This window comes from Oceanobacillus salinisoli, from assembly GCF_009733865.1.
Lineage (GTDB): Bacteria > Bacillota > Bacilli > Bacillales > Amphibacillaceae > Oceanobacillus > Oceanobacillus salinisoli.
The window spans coordinates 253,096-267,809 of sequence record NZ_WOFB01000002.1 but is presented as its reverse complement, the minus strand read 5'-3'; the positions used below and the strand labels follow the sequence as shown (position 1 = coordinate 267,809).

At 34.2% G+C, this 14,714-nt stretch carries 18 protein-coding genes and 1 pseudogene; 3 read left to right on the top strand and 16 right to left on the bottom strand.

The features are described from left to right. Positions 1-376: 376 nt before the first annotated feature. Complete coding sequence (locus GMJ66_RS03115; protein ID WP_156288878.1) at positions 377-2,719, bottom strand: helix-turn-helix domain-containing protein; 2,343 nt, start codon at positions 2,717-2,719, stop codon at positions 377-379. A 758-nt stretch (positions 2,720-3,477) separates the two neighbouring features. On the opposite strand from GMJ66_RS03115, the gene GMJ66_RS03110 reads away from it, so the two are divergent. The 3 genes from GMJ66_RS03110 to GMJ66_RS03100 all read left to right on the top strand — a co-directional run bounded on the left by GMJ66_RS03110 (position 3,478) and on the right by GMJ66_RS03100 (position 5,006). After that, complete coding sequence (locus GMJ66_RS03110; RefSeq protein WP_156288877.1) at positions 3,478-3,579, top strand: YjcZ family sporulation protein; 102 nt, start codon at positions 3,478-3,480, stop codon at positions 3,577-3,579. Between the two features lie 62 nt (positions 3,580-3,641). Continuing rightward, positions 3,642-3,848, top strand: a complete 207-nt coding sequence (locus GMJ66_RS03105; RefSeq protein WP_156288876.1) for a hypothetical protein — start codon at positions 3,642-3,644, stop codon at positions 3,846-3,848. 762 nt (positions 3,849-4,610) lie between these two features. Next, positions 4,611-5,006, top strand: a complete 396-nt coding sequence (locus tag GMJ66_RS03100) for an OsmC family protein (RefSeq protein WP_156288875.1) — start codon at positions 4,611-4,613, stop codon at positions 5,004-5,006. A 256-nt stretch (positions 5,007-5,262) separates the two neighbouring features. Here the strand turns inward: GMJ66_RS03100 and GMJ66_RS03095 are convergent, their stop codons facing one another. The 15 genes and pseudogenes from GMJ66_RS03095 to GMJ66_RS03030 form a co-directional block, all read right to left on the bottom strand. Beyond that, on the bottom strand, positions 5,263-5,832 hold the full coding sequence (locus GMJ66_RS03095) for a class I SAM-dependent methyltransferase (protein WP_156288874.1): 570 nt from the start codon (positions 5,830-5,832) through the stop codon (positions 5,263-5,265). Positions 5,833-6,869: 1,037 nt separating this feature from the next. Then, on the bottom strand, positions 6,870-7,304 hold the full coding sequence (locus GMJ66_RS03090; RefSeq protein ID WP_156288873.1) for a DUF6526 family protein: 435 nt from the start codon (positions 7,302-7,304) through the stop codon (positions 6,870-6,872). A 378-nt stretch (positions 7,305-7,682) separates the two neighbouring features. Further along, on the bottom strand, positions 7,683-8,018 hold the full coding sequence (locus GMJ66_RS03085; protein ID WP_156288872.1) for a thioredoxin family protein: 336 nt from the start codon (positions 8,016-8,018) through the stop codon (positions 7,683-7,685). A 489-nt stretch (positions 8,019-8,507) separates the two neighbouring features. Further along, positions 8,508-8,768, bottom strand: coding sequence for a metal-sensitive transcriptional regulator (locus GMJ66_RS03080; RefSeq protein WP_156288871.1), 261 nt, complete (start codon positions 8,766-8,768; stop codon positions 8,508-8,510). 344 nt (positions 8,769-9,112) lie between these two features. After that, positions 9,113-9,349 (bottom strand): glutaredoxin family protein, encoded by a 237-nt coding sequence (locus tag GMJ66_RS03075; RefSeq protein ID WP_156288870.1) that lies wholly within the window; start codon positions 9,347-9,349, stop codon positions 9,113-9,115. Between the two features lie 103 nt (positions 9,350-9,452). Beyond that, positions 9,453-9,671 carry a glutaredoxin family protein gene (locus GMJ66_RS03070; protein ID WP_231514796.1) on the bottom strand — a complete coding sequence of 73 codons (219 nt, stop codon included), beginning with the start codon at positions 9,669-9,671 and terminating at the stop codon, positions 9,453-9,455. A gap of 100 nt (positions 9,672-9,771) precedes the next feature. Next, complete coding sequence (locus GMJ66_RS03065; RefSeq protein WP_156288869.1) at positions 9,772-10,071, bottom strand: rhodanese-like domain-containing protein; 300 nt, start codon at positions 10,069-10,071, stop codon at positions 9,772-9,774. A 15-nt stretch (positions 10,072-10,086) separates the two neighbouring features. Next, the gene (locus GMJ66_RS03060) at positions 10,087-10,446 is read right to left on the bottom strand and encodes a rhodanese-like domain-containing protein (RefSeq protein WP_156288868.1); all 360 of its coding nucleotides are present in this window, start codon (positions 10,444-10,446) and stop codon (positions 10,087-10,089) included. Positions 10,447-10,450: 4 nt separating this feature from the next. After that, positions 10,451-10,747, bottom strand: coding sequence for a rhodanese-like domain-containing protein (locus GMJ66_RS03055; RefSeq protein ID WP_156288867.1), 297 nt, complete (start codon positions 10,745-10,747; stop codon positions 10,451-10,453). A 165-nt stretch (positions 10,748-10,912) separates the two neighbouring features. After that, positions 10,913-11,110, bottom strand: a pseudogene (locus GMJ66_RS20555) (rhodanese-like domain-containing protein); the annotation flags it as partial. Positions 11,111-11,127: 17 nt separating this feature from the next. After that, entirely contained in the window at positions 11,128-11,907 is a 780-nt protein-coding gene (locus GMJ66_RS03050) for a sulfite exporter TauE/SafE family protein (RefSeq protein WP_156288866.1), read from the bottom strand. 65 nt (positions 11,908-11,972) lie between these two features. Further along, positions 11,973-12,200 (bottom strand): sulfurtransferase TusA family protein, encoded by a 228-nt coding sequence (locus tag GMJ66_RS03045; RefSeq protein ID WP_156288865.1) that lies wholly within the window; start codon positions 12,198-12,200, stop codon positions 11,973-11,975. A gap of 141 nt (positions 12,201-12,341) precedes the next feature. Next, a complete protein-coding gene (locus GMJ66_RS03040; protein WP_156288864.1) occupies positions 12,342-13,469 on the bottom strand; it encodes an MBL fold metallo-hydrolase in 1,128 nt (375 codons plus the stop codon). A gap of 85 nt (positions 13,470-13,554) precedes the next feature. Further along, the gene (locus GMJ66_RS03035) at positions 13,555-13,950 is read right to left on the bottom strand and encodes a DsrE/DsrF/DrsH-like family protein (protein WP_156288863.1); all 396 of its coding nucleotides are present in this window, start codon (positions 13,948-13,950) and stop codon (positions 13,555-13,557) included. Between the two features lie 12 nt (positions 13,951-13,962). Then, positions 13,963-14,514 carry a sulfurtransferase TusA family protein gene (locus tag GMJ66_RS03030; RefSeq protein WP_156288862.1) on the bottom strand — a complete coding sequence of 184 codons (552 nt, stop codon included), beginning with the start codon at positions 14,512-14,514 and terminating at the stop codon, positions 13,963-13,965. Positions 14,515-14,714: the final 200 nt, after the last annotated feature.

Below are 14,714 nucleotides of genomic sequence, written 5' to 3'. Positions count from 1 at the left end.
ATAAGCTAATCCTTGCTCAATTATTAACAAAGTTTAACCTTTTTTTTATGACAAATTTAGACAAGTATAAAATCAACCGTTATTTTTTTACCTCATTAAAAAGAACCAATGCCTTATGCATTGATTCCTCAGTAATATGACCATTTAAGTACGTGTTCAAAAGGAGGATGAAAAGGACCGAGAAGTTCGAGACGGCGAAGCTTTAAGTAGCGGGCCCCGAGCGTGTTGTGGTGACTTCTACGTTACCCACAGGACAAGGAACACTTCGTCAGCTGATACATCCACGCAGAAAAAGTTCTTTTCTTTTTCAAGGACGTGGGCGGTTTTAGTAGACCTGTCGATGTGTCCTTTTCACCGGACTTTTTGAACATCCTCTTTAAGTTATTATTTTACGTATTTCAAAAAAATGTATAGCATTAAAGGTTAAATAAGAATAGAATGACCATTCTTTGTCAAAGGTTTTATCAAAGAGATCTAAGGAAGGTTGACTTGTTTCAATGATATATTGAATCACCTCTTCATCAATACCAAATTTACTATTTAAATTCCACCATTGATTATAAAGTGCACCATGATCCTTATCAAATACACGTTTTCGGATTTGGTAATTGCCTGGCTCAAGGTTAGAAATGGTAACATGAATGTCTTTATTTAATTTTTTTAATAAGGTTTCTTCTGTTGAATAATAAGGATTGACATTTGTATAATTCATTAATACAAGCTGATAGCCCCATTCATTTTCCGTCATCATATATTCGTTACCTTTTGCAATGATCTTTCCTTCTAATCTCTGTAAAAATTGCATAGAAAAATATGCTGGACGTTTCCCACTAAAATAGTGATAAAGTTCCATTCCTTCTATACTAATACCCCTACTATTCACCCTATTTTCATGTTGTTCCGTATTAATCCAAAAGCCAATCGATTCTACCTCTTTTGCAACCTCAAGCGCGCTTTTAAATACCAAGGCACCTCGGAAAAACGTCCCATTTGTATAACGGGTATTTCCGGTCAACGTATTCCAGTTAACAAGGTGAAGGTTTTTTTCCTTATGATGCTTTCTTAAGTATTTTTTTAGCTTCTCAGTTTTGTCAGTTATATAGTTTTCCGTTAAAGCAAATCGTTCATCATCAAGGTTTTCAAAGTCTACAACCTCATTTTGGTTGGTTTCATACCCAAAAAAATCTACTGGAATGTTCTTTTCCATCACCCACTCATGTTTTTTACCTGTTCTTTCTTTTCTAGAGGAAAAAGGAAGGAATACTCCTACATTTATATTTGGAATCAGATCTTTTATCTTTTGATTAAGCTTAAGATAAACACGGCTCATTTCATTCATACTGACCACGGTTCTAGGTGATTCATAAAACATAAATTTCCATGTATTCAAGTAAGATCTCCCATATATATTAAGACAATGCTTCAAAAATTGATCTAATTCTTTAAAATAATGCTGTTCATTTTCCGTAATTTCTTGATAGTCTACGCTTATAAATAAAGAAATTCCATGTTTTTGGAGAAAACTTAAAGCAAAATCAGCATTGTAATAAGGAGAAGTTGTTGCAATAAGTTCATCTGTTTCAACGGCAGGAATAATAGTAGATCCATTTATTAGACGTCTAATACTGACAAATTCCAAACCCAAATCTTTTTTGACCGCTAACAATTGGGATCTGACGTCTTTTCTTAATACTTCCCTTAATTCGCCGATGGAAAGATTATGTTTCGGTTTAACCATTTCCTCCATCCTATTCCTATTTTGGGAAACATCAATCATTAATTCCTCTGAACGCCACTCCGTATTTTCATAGGAATCTTTAACATCTTCATGAAGGAATAGCTGCAGCTTTTTCAGGATACCTTTTGATTGTTTGGTTTCCAGAGTATCTTCAGGTTTATGAATATTCACGACATCCGACACATTCTTCTGATTTTTTTCTCGATAAGTTTTAGGCGTTTCTTTATACATCTTCTTAAACAGTGTTGCAAAAGATTTGGCACTTGGAAATCCATTATCTATAGCTATCTGGCCAATTTGGTTTGAGGTATAAAGCAAATCCTTAATGGCATGATTCATTCGAATCTCCATTAAAAAACGATTAAAACCAATATCCATCTTTTGCTTAAAGTATCGAGACAGATAACCTGTAGAAAGATAAAAATTCTTTGCTGTGTCTTCAAGGGTTATCGGATGTTTATAATTTTCTTCTATATAAGCAATGATTTGTGTAATACGATTATCGGAAAAATGTTTTTCTGTATTTATGGCCTTTTGTTTAAAGGAACGGATGAGAATAAGCAATATTTTGCTTAAATAAGACTGCATTTCGATCTTATAGCTGTCATCTCTCCGATAATTGGAAATTAGCATCTCTGCAAGCAACTTCCGAATGGACTTAACCAAGTGTATACGTCCCATATCGACTTCTTTAGAAAAACATTCAAATCGATATTCTCGATAAGCGGGATAGTGCTGTTCCAAATACTTATTTGTAATCGTTACAACCAGCACCCTATTGTTTTTACTTCCTCTCATTTGATAAAGCTGATTTTGATTAATAACTAATAGGTCTTTCTCCTCTAACGTATAATATCGACTATTCGTTTCTACAATCAGTTCACCACTTATCAGCATCATTACTTGGAGTCCCTGATTTAATGTTGGATTCACTAATTTAATTTCTTGTAAACTGATCATATAATCATTTGCTTGAACCATTTTTTTTCCTCACTTATATTTCGTCTTCCCAGTCAAGTATTCATTTACAATTTCCTGTATTACTAAACTAACTTCCCAGTCCCTGAGAATGTAATATTTTTTTGCCTGACTCTATTAAGTATATTATAAAAAATACTAATATCGTTAGCAATAAATGATTTGCGAACTAATTAATATCACTTCTTGGTGTTAATATATCCTGTTTGCTACACGGACTTTCCAATAATCCCACTAGCGTCTATTCTTGTTTCTTGACCTGTTCATCAAAAACTGCCACTGATTGATGACAGCCTTTCTAACATGTAATATGAGAACAAACATTTAATAAAGAATTAAATACATTGGTTAATAAACGTGAGATAATACTTATTTTTTTCAGGAAAACAACCGTTTCGGAATTAATTCCTCTTTGCTGATATTCTTGAGTAACCCTATGCCTTGATGATTAAACACGAGAAGAGAAGAAAACAAAACATCATAGGCACTCCCTTCATATGTATTTGGTGTTTTATGAGGAAATATCCCTTTATTGTAGTACGATGCCCTTCACTCTTTCACGTTATTAAAAATTTGTTTTGTACCCTCCATTACTAGTCCATTCGATACTAACTTCTTAGCATAAATTAATACTGTGAGGGATATTTTTATCGCAGCACAGTTTAATTGTTGAATTAAAATCGATTAATTTTATGCATTTAATGTAATAGAGAACACTATATTCCTCATATATTAAAACCCTTTAAGAAAGGAGGATATATATGACTGATTATAGTGGTTACGGACATGGCGGCGGCTTTGCCCTTATCGTCGTTCTGTTTATTCTTCTAATTATCGTAGGAACTAGTTTTGTGAACTATTAAAAAGCTTGAAGGTGGAGGACAAGGTCCTTTGCCTCCATATATTGTGAAAGGGGGGGAGAATAATGTCAGCTGGTCACCTTTATCACAAAGCTTGTAAATATTATGGAAAACCTGTTGAAGTTGTTGATTATTATGGTAAACGTTACTGTGGGGTGATAAAGAAAGTTACGCCTAAAGGCATCTATCTTGCTACAAATGGGTCCGGTTTCTTTATTCCATTCTTTGCAATCGTATCTCTCGTATTGCTTGCGTCTCTATTCTTTTTCTAACCAGACGTTCACACTTGAAAAGGTTAAGTACGAACAAAGTACTTAACCTTTTTATGGGTTTCACTCATTTGTGATTTCAATTAAGTAATCCGATAGAACTTTAAATAAAGAAATTTAAGCACCATTCAATCCATGGTTAACTGTAAATAGAACTTAATAATTGAGCAATGAAATGAATAGTGACCAAACCGTATTTTTAAACGGAATCTGTTTATCCGTAATGACTTGCTTTCTTTTTTCTTTTTCGTATATATAATGAAAAAAACTTATATTAGTGATGACAAAGATAAAGTACAATTGCCCTCTGGTTTTAGAGAACTTGTGGTTGGTGAAAACAAGTGCCATGGTCTATTGGAATTGGGCTTTGGAGCTGTTTTAAGATAAAAAAGTGACCTTACATAAAATTGTAGGATAATAAGGGTGGCACCGCGGGGCATGTGTCATGAAGCCACACAACTTTTTAATTAAAGAAGATACTTTTGAGTACATTACTATAAAATTTACGATGAGATGCGGGTGACAATTCCCCGCTTTTTGATAATCCTGAACTACATTAACAAGGACTTCACCCAAAACATTTTTTGAATTTTCACCAAACTTTCACATTTCCACTGTATCATTTGAGATACCTTTTAGGCTAAATATAATAGTCCTTCCTTTGATAACCGTTTCCACATATAGAACATAAATTACAAGTAATAACTAATGGTAACCTTTACATTAAAGAAAACAAAAATAAATCATTAAAGGAGTTAAATAAAATTGAAATTCACTATGAATGAAAATGGTTTTCAAGCAAATTTAGAATTCGGTGAATTAAGGATATCAAGTCAAGAAAATTGTGGTTTTCGTCCTTATCAATTGATGATTTCTTCAATAGCAGGCTGCAGTGGTGGGGTTTTAAGAAAGATATTGCAAAAAATGCGCTTGCCATTTAATGATATAGTTATCTCTACTAGAGTAAGAAGAAATCCAGATAAAGTAAACCGCATTGAGGAAATTCATTTGGTTTTTACTATTTATGCTGAAAAAATAGAGCCCAATAAAATAGAAAAGGCTCTGGAGTTGACACGGAAAAATTGTTCCATGATCCAATCTGTTGAAAATAGTATTAAAATCACAGAGGAGTTTAAAATTAAAAGAACATACGATTCATAAAAACGATAAGAAAATCAAACTCATCATACAGTCATTTGAACTGCATGATGAGTTTTTTGTTAACAAAGAGACACAGTAAACAATAATTTATGATAATGAAAAATTTGATGAATTGTAAGGATTTTGAAGGAAACACATTTTCCCCATTATCCATTCAAAACTTTTTTAAAACATATTTTTTATCATTATATACTTTGATTGGATTGGTGCATGCAATTAATCTAATTTCGTAAAAATGATGGTTATATGCTTAGAACTAATTTGGTATAGCCTTTATTGCATAATTTGCTTGATTCAATGGAATTATTTTGGCATCAAACCCATTTTCTTTCAAAATTCTAGACATTTCTTCAGATGGGATTCGGTGATGCACTGGCGGACCAGATTCTGTTTGGATAGCCTCCCATTCAATTAAAAGCATCTGTCCACCAGATTTTAAAATTCTTTTTATTTCACTCAGTGTTTTGTCTATATTCGGAACCTCATGAATGACAAATGCAATCATTACTTTGTTTACTGAGTTGTCATCAAGCTGAATATGGTCTAAGTCGCTTTCGACATAAAAAAGGTTTTCGAATAGTTCTTCTCTTGCATTTTCCCTCAACATTTCCAGCATTTTTGGCTCAATATCTACCGCATAAACTGTCTTTTTCGTTCGCCTTGCCAATGGAATTGTAAAATACCCATTACCAGCACCAAGATCAGCGATAGTATCATCTTGGGTCACATTTAGATGTTTAATTATTTCGTCCGGTGGTAATAACTTTTTGCGATCCTCACTCATTAATACACGTGCCTTTTCGGGATTAAATCGTTTATCTGTCATATTTATAGCCCCTTTCTTTCAACTCTAGTTTGACTTTTTAATCATTCATACCGCCAATCATATGCCAGCCATAACCTCTCTACAGCCAAACTTAAAACACTTAACATGCCATAATATGCTTTACTGCGATTGTTAGATTGACCAAGTAAATATGTTTTGCTTATATCTAATTTTTCTTAACATATTACAAGATGTCCTGGTGGTTGTATGTTTCAACAACTATTGTAAGTGATTACAAGATATAGTAAAATTACCCGATGACTTTAGGGAGCTGTGGCAAGTGAAAATGTATAAAACGGTAATAGAAACGATGACTGTTCCTGAGCAATATCAAATGGAGTATTCAATATCATGTTCTGAAAAGTAATAATAACATCCTTGTTCATTTCGCTTTCTTTTAGTTTTGAAAATATCATACACTAAATCGGAAACTTTCCTTTGGGATATGGGAAAAGATTAGATATCGGGTCCTTATCAAAAACAATAATTGAATTTGAATCATCATTCGTAAAAATCGCACATTGATACGTTGTTAGCAACAACTCTTTTTTTGAAGTCTTTACTTTTTCCAAATCCTCAAGAAATATTACACATTTTCATTTTCATAAGGAAATCTGTCTAAGATACTTATTAACTGTCTTATATGCCCCTATATTATATAGATGCTCAATCTTTTCTGCAAATGGCTCTTCAAGTAATGACATTTCTAGTACTTTTAAGTCATTAGTTGGCTCAGAACCAGATAAGTATAGAACTTTAAGGAGTACCGTCAGTAAAATGTGATTTTACAATGTTAAGAAAGTATCAATATGAAAAAGACCGACTTCTCTGCTAGTTAAATAGAGAAATTGGGCTTTTCCGTTACTACATTAAAGCGCCCTTTAATAGAATAACTGAAACATGGGGTTCTTATTCATTCTATCTATTTTCAGTGAGGAGAGAACAAAAGCTCTCATTGAATGATGCTTTACTTTATGATTAATATCATGTTCCAACCATGTCTACATGCTTTTCTCATTTTTGTAGGGTAATACCTATTAGACACGGTGATAATCAGCCCTCCACGTTTTTACATTCTTTTTAATTTCAGCTGGTGATAGATTTTCTTCAAGTGTACGATCTACTAACTCAACAAATTCCCTATCTGAAGAAAAGCGTAACGCAATTATCTGTTCATTTGTCAGACGATTATTCAAACCCTTCCCCGTCAACATATAATATCGCAATTGCTCTTCGGTCCGAATCAATCGATCTTGCAAAGTTAGGGCATAGATACGAGCTAGCATTCCAGGAATGATTGCCAGAATAACTACACCAACTAATAATAACAAATGCAAAGAAAAACCATCTTTCATGAATTGAATTACAGTATAAATAACTGTACCAACTAGCAACAGAAAGCTTAATGGTAACCAAACAAAGTGCTGTAACGGTTGATAACGAGTATGATTTGCATATGATTGTTCTTTCATTTTCTCCACCCCTTATACCCATATAGGTATATTATAATACTTTTACAGAAATAGCTAAAGAATAAAAACCTAACAGAATGATTGATTTTTGCCACTGTAAATGGGTATTTAAAAAGTGAATACCTAAATTGTGGGCAGTTATTCCTTCACCTTATTGATCTGTCTTCTCTGAATTCTTGAGAACTGTGGGTTCTATCTCTTGAAAACTGGAGACAGTTAAGGGTAGGAAAAATAGGGGAGGTTTTGAAGCAAATCCTACGTTGTTTACTTAGAATAATGTTTGACTAAAATACCTAACTAGCAACACACTAGGATAAAAAAAGAACCCACTTTATCAGGAATTAAAAGGCTATTCCTATAGCATTTGGGAATAGCCTTCTAATTCATATAACCTTCATAAATCTTCTGTAATTTTTCTTCGAATAGACTCATATGGACAATACGTGCTTCTCGCAAATATTCTTTCCCATCTATAAATAGAAGCAATGCCGGGACCGAAAAAACAGTGAATCTTTCTGCGACCTCCTCCACTTCTGCGGAATTGATATGGGCGAGTTGGATTTCCGGAAAATTTTCCATTAGTTTACGGACCTTCGGCAAAAGGGCATGACATACACTGCAGCCTGTACGCGAAATATAAACAAAGGATAACGGATTGTTGGAAATGAAACTATTCACAGCTTCAATTGTGTGTAACTCTTCGAATGTTCCCATCCTGCAACCACCTTTCTGTTAGCCAAGCTTTAGATAAAAGTAAAGACCTCTACTTGCCGCAGATGGCAACCATTAAATATTTATATGTCATTATCGAGTTAGCATTTATCTGAAATTCATATGATACTTTCATTTCTTCAACTTGATAGCCGATGTCAGTCAGATAACTCTTATTTTATCTAAATGATCATATTTTTTCCCTCTAAATCATCTAAGGGAAGATACGAATTTCCTCCTTCGAAACCCTTAGCAACTCATTTAGCGTTTCGATGTGAAATTGATAATATAATCGATCCGTCCCTTTGGACAATGCGGATCCAAAGGGGTAAAACGTCGCGACTTTATTTTAAACTTCGTGACATTATTTTAAATCCACACTATAATTTTTCATTACCATTGTTGAAGGTTGGTAAAGTTTCCTGCACATGGGTATCATTTTATTTAAAAAGAAAAGTTCATCAACTCTTCTTTTTACATGAATTGTTGAACTTATCTACTTTTAACTAATAAATCGACAGCTTCTTTAACTACTTGTTTTGTGTTTTCACCATTTGCTATATTTTCCCGAACACATTGTTCTAAGTTCATACTTACAATTAAACCAATGGTACGATCAATGGCAGTCCGTGAAGCTGATAATTGAGTAATTACTTCGCTACAATCTTTATTTTGTTCAATCATATTTAAAACACCCTTGATTTGTCCTTCCACTCGTTTTAAACGATTGACAACAGATTTATCATACTCCATCTATAATTCCTCCTTTTTCCTTACAAGGACAATCTAAAATTTCAAAGCTGCTAACAAGAAACCCTCTTCTTAATAGAAACGTACCTTCTATAATTATACCTAGCAAATATAATATCATAATTATCACCTGTTAATAAGGATTATAAACTTATACAATATACCCCGTTAGGTATTTCGTTAAGGTAACTATAAAAAAAAGCTTGCTATAATATTCTGTTTAATTGGATTACGTATTTGCTAAATTACAACTATCTTCCTGTTAAATTCTGAAGGAAACGAGGGCTACAAAGAGGATAAAGAAAGCAAAGGGCGATATTTTCTCGCCCTTTAATCTTTTCATATACTTATTGTTTAAGTGCTTTAATGATGCTCTCAGGATCAAATCCAATAACCCATTCACCATTAATTTCTGTTTGAGGAACTCCCATTTGTCCTGTTTGTCTCACTACCCTTTGCATCATAATTGGATCTTTCTCAACATTTACCTCATTAAAAGCAATATTATTTTGAGATAAGAACCCCTTTAGCATTGTACAATATGGACATTGTGTTGTCGTATATACTGTAATGTTGTTCTCCATGAAAATACCTCCTTTTTTCTTTGGGTTATATCTTAACAAAAAACGAATATGGTATTGATTGCATATCTATATCCCCCTAAATAATCCTAAGAACTTAATACATCTAATATACGAACAGGATCAAACCCAAAAATCCATTGACATTTATATTTGTCTGTGGGACAGAAAATCTTCGGGTTTTTCCAATCAGTTTTATCATTGCAATTGGATGAAGATCTACATTAACTTCTTTATATTCCAAATTCATATTCGTTAAGAAATCTCTAACCATACCACATACTGGACACATCGTGGTGGTGTAGATGGTTATATCTTGATTCATTATAGATGGCCTCTATTTCTTTTAAAATATTTGTGGCAATTGCCTAAAACACCATGATTTTAATGATAACCTCAAGGAAATTTCTCTATACCTCCATGTTTTACTCGGTTTTACCGCTCCAGTTATTCATGCCGCCAATCATGTCTTCTACTTTATATCCTAATGCTTCTAGAATTCCACAAGCAGCTTTACTACGATTACCTGATTGGCACGTAATAAAATAGTTTTTATCCTTGTCTAGTTCACCCTTACGTAAAGCAAGTTGACCTAAAGGGATATGCTTAGCACCGGGAATTTTACCGTTAGCCACTTCACTACTTTCACGAACATCAATTACTATTACTTCTTCACCCTTCTTAAGACGTTGAGCTATTTCTTTAGGTGTTACTTGTTTTGCCATCGTATTCTTCCTTTCTTAAATCCAAGTACTCATACCGCCTTTTACGTTATATATATTCTGAAATCCATTTTTCTTTAGGATTTTTGCTGCTTTAGCACTTCTCATTCCACTTTGACAAATAACAACAGCTTCTTTGTCCTTATCTAAGGTATCAATCTTACTAGCTAAATTAGAAAGTGGAATATTTTTAAAAGGTTTGCGGTGATTTGCCTTATATTCACCAACCGTCCGTACATCAATGAATTGCACATTGTTTTCCTTGAATTTATTCTTCGCCTCTTGAACACTTATATTTGAAATACCTTTTACTGGCATGAAACGATTAACGAGAAAACCAATAATTAAAATGATTAGAATCCACTCAATAATCCCCATTTTATTACTCCATTTCTCCTTCCCAGTCAAGCATACCGCCTACCATATTTATTACATTGTAACCGTTCTGGATTAGGAACTGGCATGCGTTACCACTTCTACCACCTGAACGACATACCATATAGTAATGTTCCGTTTTATCTAATTCTTCTAGACGATCTGGAACTTGACCAAGCGGGATATGTTTTGCTCCTGGTATTTTTCCAGTAGCAACTTCCACATCTTCTCTAACATCAATAATATTAAGTTTCTCGCCTGATACTAATTTTTGCTCTAATTCTTTTGCAGTAATTTCTTTCATTATCATTACCTCCAATTACACACATATACCCCAATAGGTATTATTTTGATTAAAAATAAAAGAAAAGTATATCAACTCTTCTATCGTCAATCATATACCCAACACGGTATTTAGTCAAGTTTGTTTAGGTATAAATTCCTATTCACTAATTAGATTTATGGATAATTATTTAAAATTATATTCTGTAACGATTTTCTCTCTTCCAGTTTCCAAATCATTAAAGTATTCAAATAGATTAACACCTAGATAAGAGCCAGAAATATTTAATACATTAGAATATCCTAAGTTTTTAAGAGCCATGACCATGTTATAGCTTCGTTGACCAGAGCTACGATGAATGTAAACCGGTCGATCTTGCGGAATTAAATTGTCAGGTCTTTCTAGAATAAAATATCATACCAAATCTTTACTGCGGTTCCTGCAATAAGAATTGCCAAAATCACTTGTAAAATTTGTGTATTCATTTTCTTACCGACTTTTGCTCCGAGCGGTGCTGCTAATAAGCTTGCTACAATCATAATAAATGCTGGCCAATAATCAATTTGACCGGTTACAAGCTTACCAACACTACCTCCAATCGAAGAAATAAAAGTAACGGCTAGACTAGTTGCAATGGTCATGCGTGTAGGTATGTTCAAAACTGTTAACATGATAGGTACTAGCAAGAACCCTCCTGCTGCACCAACTATGCCAGATACTATTCCAACTATGAAAGCTAATATTGCTGCTAATGGCTTATTAAAAGTTACTTCCTTTAGTGACATATCATCTACGCGCTTTTTCGGTACAAACATCATCACTACGGCAATTACGGCAAGAATACCATACACAATAATCACTGCTTGTTCCGATATGAGGCTAGATCCATAACTTCCGATTAAGCTACCGATTAGGATAGCTCCTCCCATATAGATGATGAGTTGTTTGTTCAGGTATCCACCTTTACGATATGCCCAAACTCCAGCAATGGAGGCAAACAATACCTGTACTGCACTTATCCCCGAAACCTCATGGGCTGTAAAAGCTACTAAACCGAATAAAGGTGGAATATATAATAGCATTGGGTATTTAATGATCGAGCCACCAACACCCAACATTCCAGATAAAAAGGAACCAATAAATCCGATTGCAAATACTACCGTGATAAATGTTAAATCCATCGATAAACCTTCTTTCTAACTTTTAGAAAAGCGAGTAGATGTTGCTACTCGCTTTTTGATTTTCATTATGCTTTTTGAATATAGAAGTATAGAACATCCTCTTCTGTTTTTTGTTCTAATACGATATGACCACCTGATTTTGCCCATGCAGGGATATCGTTTAAAGCTCCTTTGTCTGTTACAAGCACTTCAAGTACTTCTCCAGAGTTAATCGTGTCCATTGCTTTTTTTGTTCTAACGATAGGCATTGGACATGCTAAACCTTTTGCATCTAGTGTTTTTGTAATGTTCATTTAAAATACCTCCGTTAATTTTGTTTTAGTAGAGTTTTGAATTGGATGATCAACATTAGTTGTAGATCATCCACTGCTATTTTTGAATCAATGACTGATTTTCTTAACCTATTACGTTACTATTAAATTATTATCGTTCAATTAACGAACGGCACAACGATTTGGTCCGATTTCCATTTCGGTTTGTTCGTCATTATCAGGAGTAATTTTACCCATGTTTACTTGGCGAATTTGTTCGTACGCATTTGGTTGTGGTGGTAAGTTATCTGTAACCGTACGACGGAACTCTTCTTCGTCTTTAATGTTTAGGCCATGATTTTCTTTATATAGGTCACCTAATCGTCTTGCCACTGTACCATCCTTATTTAATTCATCGATAATCATGAAATGTGCTGGTAATACTACTAAATCTTCTGCTAGTTCACGGTAGCGAGAATATAAGGTTTCACGTAAATCCCCAACCCAGTCTTCAGCTAAGCCAGCTAAGTCTGGACGACCGATTGAATCGATAAATAAAATATCACCAGTTAATAGAAATTTGTTATCAATGACAAAAGATGTTGATCCTATTGTGTGTCCTGGTGAATATAGTGCATTTACATCAATTTGAGATGCGCCAATTTTCACGTTTAAACCATCTGTAAGAGCTGTGTAATCGAACACTACCTCTGTAGCATCCTTTGGTGGTAGGTAGTAAGTTGCGCCCGTTGCAGCTGCAATGTTGCGTCCACCTGAGATATGGTCTGCGTGTAAATGTGTATCAAATACATGCTTAATTTCTACACCTTTTTCTTTGGCAAAGTTTGTGAATAAATCTGTAAATCGTACCGCATCAATAATTGCAGCTTCTCCTTCAGAAATAACCATATAGGATAGGCAGCCTTTACCCAGACGAACGAATTGGTACAGCTCCCCACCATTTTCTAAATCTGCAACTTTAATTGGTTCTAGATAGCTACTCCAAGATTTCATTCCACCTTCAAGGTATGCTACTTCCAGGCCTGCTTCAGATAGCATTTCTGCGACCATAACAGAAGACCCTTCTTTCGCACAGACTACTAGCACATCTTTATCCGTTGGAAGTTTTGGTAGGACTTCTTCCACACCATCTAATAGTTCAAAGTAAGGAATGTTTAAATACTCAAATTTATGTCCTTCAATTTTCCAATCTTCAAATGCATCATGATTACGTACGTCTAAAATAAATAATTCTTCATTATCTATCACTTTTCTCGCAACTTTTGCTGCTGTCCATTTGTTTACAGCCATTCTCCTGATTACCCCCTTAGGTATATTTTTGTAGATTTTTTTGCAGTGGGAGAAATTCCCCACTGCATGAAGTTTTATAATCTAATTAGAAAGTTAATGTTGGTGCTGCATCTTTTGCAAAGTCTAAGAATGTGACTGCTCCACCGACTTCGATTCCATCGATAAAATCTTCTTTTGTAAGTCCCATTACATCCATTGTCATTTGACAAGCAATGAATTTCACGCCAAGTTCCTGTGCCGTCTCAACTAGTTGTGGTATGGTCGGAATGTTTGCTTTTTCAAACCCTTCCGCGAAATGTTCTTTCCCTGCTGGCATTTCTAAGTGATGCATTCCTTGCTTGTGAATTAAGTTTAACCCTTCAAACGTGAAAAAGATTTCTACCTCTTTTTCTGAAGCTGCTGCTGCTGTTGCAATATTGAATACTTTGTATGCATCAAACATTCCACCGTTTGCTGCAATAATAGCTATCTTTTCTGACATTATAAATTCCTCCTATACCTCTTTTGTAATTTTTCCGTTCCACTCATTCATACCTGGTAGAACATTATAAACTTTTGTAAAACCATTTTTAGCTAAAAGTTGTGCTGCCAAGTCAGAGCGTTTCCCTGTACGGCAAATCACATAGATTTCTTTTTCTTTATCCAATTCCGCAAGCCGTGATTCTATTTCTCCCATCGGAATGGATTTAGCACCCTCAATATGACCAAATGCATATTCTGCTGCTTCACGTACGTCTAAAATTAAGCCTTCACGTGATTCAATTTCATCAAGTGAAACAGTGTGTTCATATGATTTTTCCACTTCTGGCTCATTAGAACCTTTACGAATGTAATGATAAAGAACATCGCCTTCTTCCACTGTTCCTAAATATTGGTGTCCCACAGAACTTGCCCATGCAGTTAAATCTGCCTTGGAGCCCTTGTCTGTTGCTTGAATTTCCAATACTTGACCTTCTTCAAGTTCGATGATTGCTTTTTTTGTTTTCACAATCGGCATTGGGCAAGCTAAGCCCTTTGCATCTAGTTGATGATTTGTTTGAATCATACATTTACCCCCCAAGGTATTATTTTCATCAAAAAAATTTGTGATTTGACATCTATTTTATACCTACATGGGTATAATAATTAGTAATAAAATAGTCGTTATTAATAACGACGTTTATAAGATGATTTTTGCATGATTTCCACTGATTTTGCTTTACGAAAATCAATTACATCACCTATAATATACCCCATAGGGTAAAA

Bases quoted from the DNA above. Each gene is read 5' to 3' on its own strand.
- GMJ66_RS03080 (WP_156288871.1), bottom strand. From the start codon at position 8,768: ATGGAGTATGATAAATCTGTTGTCAATCGTTTAAAACGAGTGGAAGGA.
- GMJ66_RS03075 (WP_156288870.1), bottom strand. From the start codon at position 9,349: ATGGAGAACAACATTACAGTATATACGACAACACAATGTCCATATTGT.
- GMJ66_RS03090 (WP_156288873.1), bottom strand. From the start codon at position 7,304: ATGAAAGAACAATCATATGCAAATCATACTCGTTATCAACCGTTACAG.
- GMJ66_RS03045 (WP_156288865.1), bottom strand. From the start codon at position 12,200: ATGAACATTACAAAAACACTAGATGCAAAAGGTTTAGCATGTCCAATG.
- GMJ66_RS03095 (WP_156288874.1), bottom strand. From the start codon at position 5,832: ATGACAGATAAACGATTTAATCCCGAAAAGGCACGTGTATTAATGAGT.
- GMJ66_RS03055 (WP_156288867.1), bottom strand. From the start codon at position 10,747: ATGAAAGAAATTACTGCAAAAGAATTAGAGCAAAAATTAGTATCAGGC.
- GMJ66_RS03115 (WP_156288878.1), bottom strand. From the start codon at position 2,719: ATGGTTCAAGCAAATGATTATATGATCAGTTTACAAGAAATTAAATTA.
- GMJ66_RS03040 (WP_156288864.1), bottom strand. From the start codon at position 13,469: ATGGCTGTAAACAAATGGACAGCAGCAAAAGTTGCGAGAAAAGTGATA.
- GMJ66_RS03085 (WP_156288872.1), bottom strand. From the start codon at position 8,018: ATGGGAACATTCGAAGAGTTACACACAATTGAAGCTGTGAATAGTTTC.
- GMJ66_RS03030 (WP_156288862.1), bottom strand. From the start codon at position 14,514: ATGATTCAAACAAATCATCAACTAGATGCAAAGGGCTTAGCTTGCCCA.
- GMJ66_RS03050 (WP_156288866.1), bottom strand. From the start codon at position 11,907: ATGGATTTAACATTTATCACGGTAGTATTTGCAATCGGATTTATTGGT.
- GMJ66_RS03105 (WP_156288876.1), top strand. From the start codon at position 3,642: ATGTCAGCTGGTCACCTTTATCACAAAGCTTGTAAATATTATGGAAAA.
- GMJ66_RS03060 (WP_156288868.1), bottom strand. From the start codon at position 10,446: ATGGGGATTATTGAGTGGATTCTAATCATTTTAATTATTGGTTTTCTC.
- GMJ66_RS03035 (WP_156288863.1), bottom strand. From the start codon at position 13,950: ATGTCAGAAAAGATAGCTATTATTGCAGCAAACGGTGGAATGTTTGAT.
- GMJ66_RS03065 (WP_156288869.1), bottom strand. From the start codon at position 10,071: ATGGCAAAACAAGTAACACCTAAAGAAATAGCTCAACGTCTTAAGAAG.
- GMJ66_RS03110 (WP_156288877.1), top strand. From the start codon at position 3,478: ATGACTGATTATAGTGGTTACGGACATGGCGGCGGCTTTGCCCTTATC.
- GMJ66_RS03070 (WP_231514796.1), bottom strand. From the start codon at position 9,671: ATGAATCAAGATATAACCATCTACACCACCACGATGTGTCCAGTATGT.